We start from the raw sequence: 9,129 nt of genomic DNA, 5'->3' as shown, positions 1-9,129 counted from the left end.
CATCATCTTAGGGGTATTAACGCTAGGCGTAGCTGGTTTCTCTTATGTAGATCATGGGGATGTGCAAGTTGCTTCGAGAAATGCGACTTGATGAAAAAAGCAAGGTGAGGAGCGAATTTCCTGTATGAAATGTAAAAGCCTTTTGTCAGCAGCCATCATTTTGGGAGTATTAACGCTGGGTGTGATTGGATTTTCTTCTGAAGTTCAAAGCGATGCACAGATTGCGATACGAAATGCAACGTGATGACCAGCGGGATGTTTTATTAGACGGACGTATGCGTTCCGTCTTTTTTTGTGTTTGAGAGTCTGTAAGAGAGAAAGAAATGTCTCTGAGGATGCTCAGAATCGTTTCTGAGGACTTTTTTGGGAAAACACGACTTAAAGGAGCCGGAATACTTCAAAAACGCTCAGAGGGCTTTTAAACGATTTTTTAAGAGAAGAAAAGCACACAAGACATCTTTAGGACACTTTTTGGACTTGCTGTGCCCCAATCAGGACATGGTCACGACATCTGAAGAGATGGGGAGTGCCCATCTATGCACCTGAAGGTGCTGAATGGTTTCAAATAATGCTATCGCATTGTACCCGCAGGGGCTTTAAAATATTTTGAAAGTGTAACTCTTTCGGGCCGATTTTCAGCCGAAAAGAACGAATTTGTTACCGATCGCTTACATGTGGAATTGAAAAAAGCGCGTTTTTGGACACAAAAAAGGCTTTTTCGTATGAAAAAAGCCGATTTTTGAAAAAAAATCTCCCCCCTTCGGGGGGGATTTGGGGTTTTTGGTTTTTGGTTTTAAAAAAAGCCGGCTAAAAAGCCGGTTTTTTGCGATTTTGGCGGGGCCAAAATCGAGTCTTTTCTTATCTTGATACTATATAGAAACACTGTCATTTTAAAAAACAGCTTCAATTCCTTGTCTGTCAAGGCTTCAAGCCTTTTTTGACAGGTAAAAACTCCTTCTGCTATTATTTAAGTGTCGGCAAAAATAATAGAACGCTAGAAAACTAGCTCAGAAAGGAGTTTTATTTTGTGTTATTCATCTGAATCAAATTATAACATCCTTGTGGACGAGACCGCAACAGGAAAAAAGAGAGATTGGAAGGGGAAGAAATCCCGGTCCGATCTCATGGCCAAGCACTATGAAGGTTTGAAAAATCGAATTGGCGCGCCTTACTACAGCAAAAAGGCTAAACGGATGTTTGAATGTGCGGAGCAATTGTCGTTTAAAAGAGACCCGGAAACGGGCAGATTAAAACTGTACCAAGCCTATTTTTGTAAAGTGAGGTTATGCCCGATGTGTGCCTGGCGCAGGTCGTTAAAAATTGCATATCACAATAAATTGATTGTTGAGGAAGCCAATCGGCAATATCATTGTGCTTGGTTATTTCTCACGTTGACAGTTCGGAATGTCGAGGGGGGAGAGCTCCGTCAGACGATTTCGGATATGATGCAAGGGTTTAGAAAACTATTTCAATACAAGAAAGTGAAATCTTCAACGCTTGGCTTTTTTAGAGCATTGGAGATTACAAAAAATCATGAAGAACATACATACCATCCTCATTTTCATGTTTTAGTGCCGGTCAAAAGAAATTATTTTGGTAAAAGCTATATTAAACAAGAGGAATGGACAAGCTTTTGGAAAAAGGCAATGAAACTTGATTACACGCCGATTGTCGATATTCGTCGAGTAAAAGGAAAAGCCAAAATTGATGCTGAACAGATTGAGAGTGAAGTGCGAGAGGCCATGGAGGAGCAAAAAGCCGTTTTGGAAATTTCAAAGTACCCAGTGAAGGATACGGATATTGTCCGCGGCAACAAGGTGACTGAAGACAATTTGGATACGGTCTACTATCTGGACGATGCGCTGTCGGCTCGGCGGTTAATCGGATATGGTGGAATTTTGAAGGAAATACATAAGGAACTGAATCTCGGTGATGCAGAGGACGGCGATCTGGTTAAGATCGAGGAAGAAGATGATGAGGTGGCAAACGCTGCGTTTGAGGTAATGGCTTATTGGCATCCAGGCATTAAAAACTACATAATCAAGTGAGAGAGCAGGCCGGGTGGCCTGCTCTTCTGATTCAATATTTTTTTGATAGTATGATCCAAGATGTGTATAGTGTGATGATTGTAAGTGATATAACAATACTTAGTGTTTCAAACATTGACAATGTTACAATGTTAAAATAAGTGCCGTACAATATCAAAATCAGGTAAATGAGTAGAGCAATGAATGAGTATTTCATTCCTTTTTGTTTAATAAAGTTTGCTCTTTCATCTTTCGCTTTGAATTGAGGAAAGATGTAACCTCCTGCAAAGCATATAAATGCTGCGGTTCCATACGCCAATAATTCAATAAGTGATAAAGAATTTGTTGCTATCCCAATAAAAGTTCTCACACCAAAAATCATTAAAAATAAAACTCCAAGTAATAAAAAATTTCTTCGAGAAGTCATAGTTTGCCCTCCTAAGTTAAGTTTAATCCTTTTCCTCGTATAAAAAGATGTTTTCGACATTGGTGTTAAAGGTTTTTGCGATTGCTATCGCTAGTGGAAGTGAAGGATTATATTTGCCTTTTTCAAGTGAGATAATTGTTTGTCTGCTTACCTTTAGGATTTCGGCTAACTTATCTTGAGAATATCCGTGTTTATTTCTATATTCCTGTATCCTGTTTTTCAAATATAAAACCTCCTTTTTGTTGATTTGTTTCCATTTTAGTGTAAAGCGAATTTTACGTAAAGGGTACTTTACACCTATTTTATAAAAAAAGCTTGCCTTATTGGCAAGCTTGGTTTGATTATGGGTTTATCATACAAGCTACAATTACTCCACCACTAGCTGCCCCAATTGTACCAAGGCATGGTATGCATAGAGTTCCTGCTGATACAGTGCAAACGAGTCCACATGTGCTTATTGCTAGTGAAGCTGTTTCAGGGCTTACCCCATATTTTTTCATACATTTGTTCACATCGTCTATGTAACCTGCTGTTTGAAAATCTCCGTTAGACTTTGTATTTGTTTTCTCAATTGTCGTAGATCCGGCTTCTTTACCATTTACATAAACAGTGCTTTTTGCATGAGTAGATGTTTCGTTAATTTTAACTTCTGAATATTGTTTAATGTCTGATGTTGAATCAAAGACAACAGTGACATTGTTTAAAGATGAAACTTCACTTTCCACATTCTCTTTGTATGGAATGGTAATTGTTTGAATGTTATCTTGGGTCTCGTCAAATTTGTAACCAGATGCTTCTTCAAATGAAAGGTTTCCTTCTCCTTTTAGAGTTATCTTCTTTTCGTCAATGGCCTTTTTAATTGCTTTTTCTGCCTTTTTAATCTGTGATTTGTTTAAGGAAGTTGCATGTTCTTTGATGATTTCTACTTGTTCTCTCACTTTAGCATTTTCGTTGATGTTGGAAGCTTGAGAGACCGATAGATTGAAGAAAGCGATCCCGAGAATCATTACTGCTGCTAATAGCTTTTTCATAGTATTTCCTCCTTATTTTTTGGGTGTATTTAGTTCCACCTTCTTCTATAGATTAACAAAAAAACCAAATAATAGTCCAATTAAAATGGAAAAATAGTAAAAAAATACTAGTTCGTTTTTGGAGTTAATCAGTTCTTTTTGAATACAATATTGAAATCGTTATTATGAAAAAGGCAGTGAGTGAAAGCATTGGAATTGAAATGAATCCCAGCCAATTGATATATGTTTCTGAGCAGGATTCGTTAATACTGCAGGGTTGAAAGACTTGCAATGTTTTTTGTAAGAAAACTTGGTATAAAGCTAAGAAAAATCCAGGTATAGATAAAGATAAAATATATTTATCTATATTTCGGTCTTTTGTGATGAAAGATACTCCTAGAAGAATAACTATTGGGTACATTAAAATTCTTTGATACCAACAAAGTTTACAGGGATCGAATTGTTTTATTTCGCTGAAATATAGACTTCCTATCATTGATAAAAAGGCTATAGTCCACGCTATTACATGACCTTTTTTGAGCAACTTCCAGACCTCCATTGTTTCAATCTTTATTTTTTCAGAAATTCTTTTAATTCTTTTTCTGGAATGTTGCCAATTCTTCTGTCTTGTTCTTTCCCATTTTTGTATTTAATGAGCGATGGAGTGACTTCAATGCTTTGTTTTTCTAAGAAAACCTTTTTGTTGTTGTTTATTTCAGAAACATTTAGACTATATACTTTAGTTTTCGTGTCTTGGATTGTAGCATTAAGAGTAGGAGCGAATTCTTCGCATGTTGCGCATGTCGGAGAATAAATGTAAATAATAAAATTTTGTTTTTTGTTTATCTTTTCTTGATATTCATTCAGATCGATATTCTCGTGGGCTTGGGCACTGTTACTGTTTGATTGAAAGAAAATAACAAAGGCTAAACATGCTGCAAAGATGATTACAAATATTATGATCCATTTTTTGTTCAATTTTGTTACCTCCATACAGATTTAGATCTATTTAGATTATAAGGGAAATATATACCCCTATTTTGATTTTGTCAAAAAATTGGAAGTGATTTCGATCTATGACAATAGGCTTGTCTATTTGGAGTTATTTAGACGTAAGCACCTTCAGGTGCTTACGTGCGCTCTAACAAACAGGGGGATTCAAAAAAGTGGTGGGCATATTCATCTGCTCATTTCCAGAATTGCCACCACTTTTTTTCGCGGGCAGCAGCCAGCATTTTTTGAGTTTTCTGGGATTCGCGGAGGGATTTCATTAGCATTTCGTCTCTTTCCTGCTGCCGTTTTTCAAAAAGCTCAATGCGTTCCAGCATCATTTTATTGAACTCTTCCTGTTGTTTGACAAATTGAAATAAGGCGCGCCTTTCATCGTTTTGTATCGGTGTATCGGGTTGCGATACGGTCAATTTTGACCGATACAGATGCGCTATGTGTTCAGCTGCTTTTTGGAGGGATTGGCCGTCCAATTTGTTCATGTTGTAGAGATACTCTATAGCGGATAAATCATCTTTGTTGTAGAGTCGCCAGCCCTTGGTGTCGCGCTCGAAAAAATAGCCGTGAGACTCGAGCAGCTTTGAATATTTGCGGACTGTGACGGTCTCTATGCCAAGGCGGGAGGACACGTCTTTTGAAGTAAGTTTTGTAGCGGTTGTATCGGTGTTCATAGCGGATCACCTCGATTTTTCCTTATGCGCTACAACATTCGCTATGAATCTCGTAAATGCCTTCCTATTTCGAAAAGTCAACGCTACAAGCCAGAAAAACAAAAAAACAGGCCGCGGGGCCTGTCTCAACGTTCCATTTCTTGATCTCTTGATCGTGCTTTGTTTTTGACGGCATGTTCCGGCTCCAATGCAAGGGGTAGATCAAGCGTTGGTTCATGCTTTCTTTCTTCCTCTAGCTCTTTCAAAAAATCACGACTGCGGGCGCTGTCTTTTGATCTCTCAAACTGCCGTAGCTTTTCCTGATCAGCGAATTGATGCAAGTCTTTCAGGTGGGAAGGATACAGGCCGACCTGTTTTCCATCCTCGTTATAGCCTCGAATGACGACATGCGCGTGAGGATGCCCTTTATCATCATGGACGGCGGAAACCCAATCTAGTTTAACGTTGTACTTGGTTTCAAAACGATTCATCGTGTCTCGGACCAATTCTTTCAGATCGGTCCCGTAGCGCTCTTTTTCATCCTCGCTGAGCGAGATCACGAGCTTATGGCCGACCACGCCGACCTTTGGCTGTTCGTTCAGCTTTTGGAAAAATTCAATTCGTTTGATGTTGTCCTGGGTAGCCGTGAACAGTTCCGGCGGCGTCCGGTGATGATCACGATTAAGTTCTATGTACTTGATATGCTCTTTGATGTGAGAGATCGGCTTGCCGCCTTTGTGGTGGCTGGCAAAACCAAGCGATTTCACATGAACGACCATCAGTATCTCCCCTGCTCGTATTCTTCAATCAAATTCCTGTTTGACTTAAACCGGCTGTAATTGTCCAGAAGGAACTGGAGTTTTTTCTGCAGCGATGCGTTTTCTTTTTCTTGATTACGCAGCTGTCGGGTCAACTCCTCTTTTTCCTGATCGAGCTGTCTTGCGCGGTTGTAATAATGTTGGGTGTTGGCTTTTTGATTTTCGTGCTTTTGATTTAATGACTCATGCAGTTTCTGAAGCTCTTCGTATTGTGCTGCCATTTGGGCAAGCATCTCTCTGATCTGATTGCATTCAGACTCTAGTGCTTTGTTTTCCTGAATGAGAGAGCTGATCTTTTCAGCGCCTTCCTTGTCGAGACGGCCTTGCATTCGCTTGGCGGCAAGTCCGCGGATTTCTTCACGCTTTTGTTTTGGATTGCTTTTGTTAAAGAGACTGTCAAATATTTGTTCCAGAATGATGGAGCTGTAGACTGTCTCGAATGATGACTTTGCCGTGAGGTTAGCAATCCGTTCAACGGTTTGCTTTCCCATGTCTTGAACGCGTTTTTCAATCCTGTCGATCAAAGCTTGCTCGGTTGCGGACAGCAGCGAGCTTGCTTCGACAGGTTGGACTTTTCGAGCGTGATACGCCCTGATGGCGTTCTCGATCAAAAGGCCAAACTTCTTTTCAGACCCGAAATCTTGTTTCGCGAGCTTGCGACCGAGCGAAACAATTTCAGGGTCGAGTCGGACGGATTCTTTTTGCCGGGCGACCATGGTTTTTCGACCTCCTAAAATTGAGTGTTTAGCTCAATTTTAGAGTGTCGCACGGTGGGGGTCAAGGGGGAGGACGTGTCATCCCCTTTGCGGAGTGTGTCGGAAACATTGTGTCCGACACTTTTAGCTCCGCCTCTCACACCCCACAGGGGTGCTGGGATGCCATTTACCGCAAATCGGGCAGGCTCCGATTGAGGACAAATGGCTTGCTGAAGTGGAGGGCTGCGAGACAATCCGGCAGGGAGTCGCGCACCTGGAACGAGGCAAAAGATGCGGCTTTGAACAGGGAGGAGTAACGAGGCTCACCCTGTTCATTGCGCATCGGGGGCAGGCAATGGGCGACTTCATTCGCCCGCCTGCCCTGCTCTTGAAGTGATACAATTGGATAAAGGGAGAGTAAGGATCATGACAAGGGAAATTGACTTCGAAAAAGCCATGAGACATGTACGAGCAACCCTTGATTTTGAAGGCTTAGTGCTTACAAAAGAAGAGGAAGAGCTTTTGAAAAGGCGGTTTCATGGAGAAATTACAGAAGAGGAATACATACAAAAAGCGCTCGAACTGGCAAGGTCTTGAGGAGGACTGGCTGCTGCAGGGAGAAAACAAGCGTTTATGCCGCGAAAGTCGATTTACAATGAGAGGCACTCTCATGCAAACTGCCGGAGGTGGCCCCGGAGGGCGGTTTTCGCCCTGCGGGGTTGCCTTTGGGAGTTTGAGGGTGCGGAGGCTCGTTGTCAATCGAACCGTGGAATAAAAAGCGGGGCCGATGTTCGGGAATCGGGAGGTAAAGGCAGTTGCCGGCGATTTTAGTCGTTCGTCTTTTTGTCGATTTGGATCCCTAACCTGGTTCCTGGTCGTTCGGTTTTTGGAAAGGTGGAAGTAAGTGAAGACAGAAGAGGAAAAGGTACTGAAGGCACTAGAGGATTTGGGCCAGATGATTAAAGAGGGTTTGGATGAGATAAAAGAGGATTTGGGAGATACGCGATCGGGTATCAAAGCAGAGACTGTGGCGTTGAAGAGGGAACTGAGTGAGTTTGAAAAAAATATGAATGAGCGTTTTGATAGACTGGATGAGGTGTTTGAGAGCAGGCGGAAAAAAATGATTGAATTTGCGAAGGAGATCGGGGCGGATATAGAGAGCTAATTCCGAGGCTTTTTGATCGCTGAATAAAGTTGTATAACTTTAGCTGCTCACATGTTTTGTTTTAGCGCTCTTGCTTTTTGGCAGGAGCGTTTTTTTTGTTTGCGGCGTCACGCAACATTTTTTCTAAGAGATTTTCTGCGATTATTGGCGGGCATCTTTATGTTAATCTTTAACATAAAAAGGGTTTTTGTTGGGAAGGAAGGAATGAGGCTCATTGGAAACCATACCATCTTCATCTGTGGGAATGAAAATCAATGCGTGGTACAACGAAATCCAGAAGCTGAATGTGATAGAAGCGGAACGGTTGAAAGCCGAAATTGAGCAGGATTTAGACAGAATGGAAGAGGATCAAGACACCCTATTGTACTATCAGATGATGGATTTGAGGCATCAGCTGATGTTGGACTACCTTTTTCCAAACGAGGAAAGGATGAGCCTTGCTGATTACCTTAGAGAAATCGAGGGACAGGGTAGAAAATTCTCGGGGTTGTTGGAATACTATCGCTCGTTTTTTACCGGAATGTACTACTTTTCGCAGGGAAAATACATAAAAGCCATTAAGTCTTATAGAGCAGCGGAGAAGAAATTAACAAAAGTTTCTGACAAAATAGAAAAAGCTGAATTTTACTTTAAGATGGCTGAAGTCTTCTATCACATGAAACAAACCCATATGTCGATGTATTATATCTCTCTTGCTGATGAAATTTATCAAAAGGAGGTTACATACAAAGTCCGCCAGATACAATGCCACTTTGTTATTTCGGGAAATTATGATGATTTATTGGCGCATGATCGCGCTTTGCCCCATCTGCACAAGGCATTGGCTCTCTCGCAAGAGATTGATAATTGGACGATGATCACTAAAGCATTATTGAACATGGGTCACTGTTATAGCAGAATTGGAAGCTTTCAGGCAGTGCCTTTTTATCATGAGGCCATTAAAGCGGCCAAAAAGGCAAAAGCTAAAGAAATCACAAGCGCTTATTATGATTTAGCTTTAATTCATTTCACCAAAGATGAAAAACCAGAAGGACAAGAATGTTTTGAAAAGGCCCAAGAATACGCTCATGAATTCCAGGATGACTTGTGTTTGTATTTGCTGGGCGTTTTAGAAGCGTTGTTCCTCAAACAAGCGGACAGATCGAAAGTTCTGGAGGCTTTTGAACCACTTAAAGATGGCCGGGGTTATCCTTATCTGGAGGAGCTGGCTTTAGTTGCTGCGGAATTTTATACTAAAAATGGGCGTCTGGATGATTCTGTTTTTTTCTTTAAGCAGATGGTGGATGCTCAAAAACAAATTCAAAGGGGCGATTTCCTGTATGAAATGTA

The 9,129-nt window shown here is 41.0% G+C and carries 12 protein-coding genes; 4 read left to right on the top strand and 8 right to left on the bottom strand.

Features of this window, described 5'->3' with window-relative positions:
* Positions 1-1,025: 1,025 nt before the first annotated feature.
* Positions 1,026-2,048, top strand: a complete 1,023-nt coding sequence (locus tag V7126_RS00425; protein WP_011161214.1) for a protein rep — start codon at positions 1,026-1,028, stop codon at positions 2,046-2,048.
* Positions 2,049-2,079: 31 nt separating this feature from the next.
* On the opposite strand, the gene V7126_RS00420 is transcribed toward V7126_RS00425, so the two are convergent.
* From V7126_RS00420 to V7126_RS00385, 8 genes are all read right to left on the bottom strand, one after another.
* Positions 2,080-2,454, bottom strand: a complete 375-nt coding sequence (locus V7126_RS00420) for a hypothetical protein (protein WP_011161213.1) — start codon at positions 2,452-2,454, stop codon at positions 2,080-2,082.
* A 22-nt stretch (positions 2,455-2,476) separates the two neighbouring features.
* Positions 2,477-2,677: a helix-turn-helix transcriptional regulator gene (locus V7126_RS00415; RefSeq protein WP_017473912.1), complete on the bottom strand. Its 201-nt coding sequence runs from the start codon at positions 2,675-2,677 to the stop codon at positions 2,477-2,479.
* Between the two features lie 118 nt (positions 2,678-2,795).
* A complete protein-coding gene (locus V7126_RS00410; RefSeq protein ID WP_011161212.1) occupies positions 2,796-3,485 on the bottom strand; it encodes a hypothetical protein in 690 nt (229 codons plus the stop codon).
* 124 nt (positions 3,486-3,609) lie between these two features.
* Positions 3,610-4,023, bottom strand: coding sequence for a disulfide oxidoreductase (locus tag V7126_RS00405; protein ID WP_046129925.1), 414 nt, complete (start codon positions 4,021-4,023; stop codon positions 3,610-3,612).
* A gap of 11 nt (positions 4,024-4,034) precedes the next feature.
* Positions 4,035-4,442 (bottom strand): thioredoxin family protein, encoded by a 408-nt coding sequence (locus V7126_RS00400; protein WP_011161210.1) that lies wholly within the window; start codon positions 4,440-4,442, stop codon positions 4,035-4,037.
* A 209-nt stretch (positions 4,443-4,651) separates the two neighbouring features.
* On the bottom strand, positions 4,652-5,143 hold the full coding sequence (locus tag V7126_RS00395; RefSeq protein WP_011161209.1) for a DUF3967 domain-containing protein: 492 nt from the start codon (positions 5,141-5,143) through the stop codon (positions 4,652-4,654).
* A 125-nt stretch (positions 5,144-5,268) separates the two neighbouring features.
* The gene (locus V7126_RS00390; protein ID WP_011161208.1) at positions 5,269-5,901 is read right to left on the bottom strand and encodes a relaxase/mobilization nuclease domain-containing protein; all 633 of its coding nucleotides are present in this window, start codon (positions 5,899-5,901) and stop codon (positions 5,269-5,271) included.
* Complete coding sequence (locus V7126_RS00385) at positions 5,901-6,656, bottom strand: hypothetical protein (protein WP_011161207.1); 756 nt, start codon at positions 6,654-6,656, stop codon at positions 5,901-5,903. Before V7126_RS00385 ends, V7126_RS00390 begins: the two co-directional genes overlap by 1 nt.
* 405 nt (positions 6,657-7,061) lie before the next feature.
* Here V7126_RS00385 and V7126_RS00380 point away from each other — a divergent pair, with 405 nt between their 5' ends.
* The 3 genes from V7126_RS00380 to V7126_RS00370 form a co-directional block, all read left to right on the top strand.
* Positions 7,062-7,232, top strand: coding sequence for a hypothetical protein (locus tag V7126_RS00380; RefSeq protein ID WP_011161206.1), 171 nt, complete (start codon positions 7,062-7,064; stop codon positions 7,230-7,232).
* Between the two features lie 307 nt (positions 7,233-7,539).
* A complete protein-coding gene (locus V7126_RS00375; RefSeq protein ID WP_046129924.1) occupies positions 7,540-7,800 on the top strand; it encodes a hypothetical protein in 261 nt (86 codons plus the stop codon).
* 214 nt (positions 7,801-8,014) lie between these two features.
* The coding region (locus V7126_RS00370) for a RapH N-terminal domain-containing protein (RefSeq protein WP_011161216.1) at positions 8,015-9,129 on the top strand (1,115 nt) is incomplete at its 3' end.

It is taken from the genome of Bacillus sp. JJ675 (assembly GCF_036963165.1).
Classification (GTDB): domain Bacteria; phylum Bacillota; class Bacilli; order Bacillales; family Bacillaceae; genus Bacillus; species Bacillus glycinifermentans.
Note: the sequence above shows the minus strand (reverse complement) of the source record. Positions and strands in the feature narration are given on the sequence as shown.

Bases quoted from the DNA above. Each gene is read 5' to 3' on its own strand.
- V7126_RS00420 (WP_011161213.1), bottom strand. From the start codon at position 2,454: ATGACTTCTCGAAGAAATTTTTTATTACTTGGAGTTTTATTTTTAATG.
- V7126_RS00410 (WP_011161212.1), bottom strand. From the start codon at position 3,485: ATGAAAAAGCTATTAGCAGCAGTAATGATTCTCGGGATCGCTTTCTTC.
- V7126_RS00405 (WP_046129925.1), bottom strand. From the start codon at position 4,023: ATGGAGGTCTGGAAGTTGCTCAAAAAAGGTCATGTAATAGCGTGGACT.
- V7126_RS00395 (WP_011161209.1), bottom strand. From the start codon at position 5,143: ATGAACACCGATACAACCGCTACAAAACTTACTTCAAAAGACGTGTCC.
- V7126_RS00390 (WP_011161208.1), bottom strand. From the start codon at position 5,901: ATGGTCGTTCATGTGAAATCGCTTGGTTTTGCCAGCCACCACAAAGGC.
- V7126_RS00385 (WP_011161207.1), bottom strand. From the start codon at position 6,656: ATGGTCGCCCGGCAAAAAGAATCCGTCCGACTCGACCCTGAAATTGTT.
- V7126_RS00380 (WP_011161206.1), top strand. From the start codon at position 7,062: ATGACAAGGGAAATTGACTTCGAAAAAGCCATGAGACATGTACGAGCA.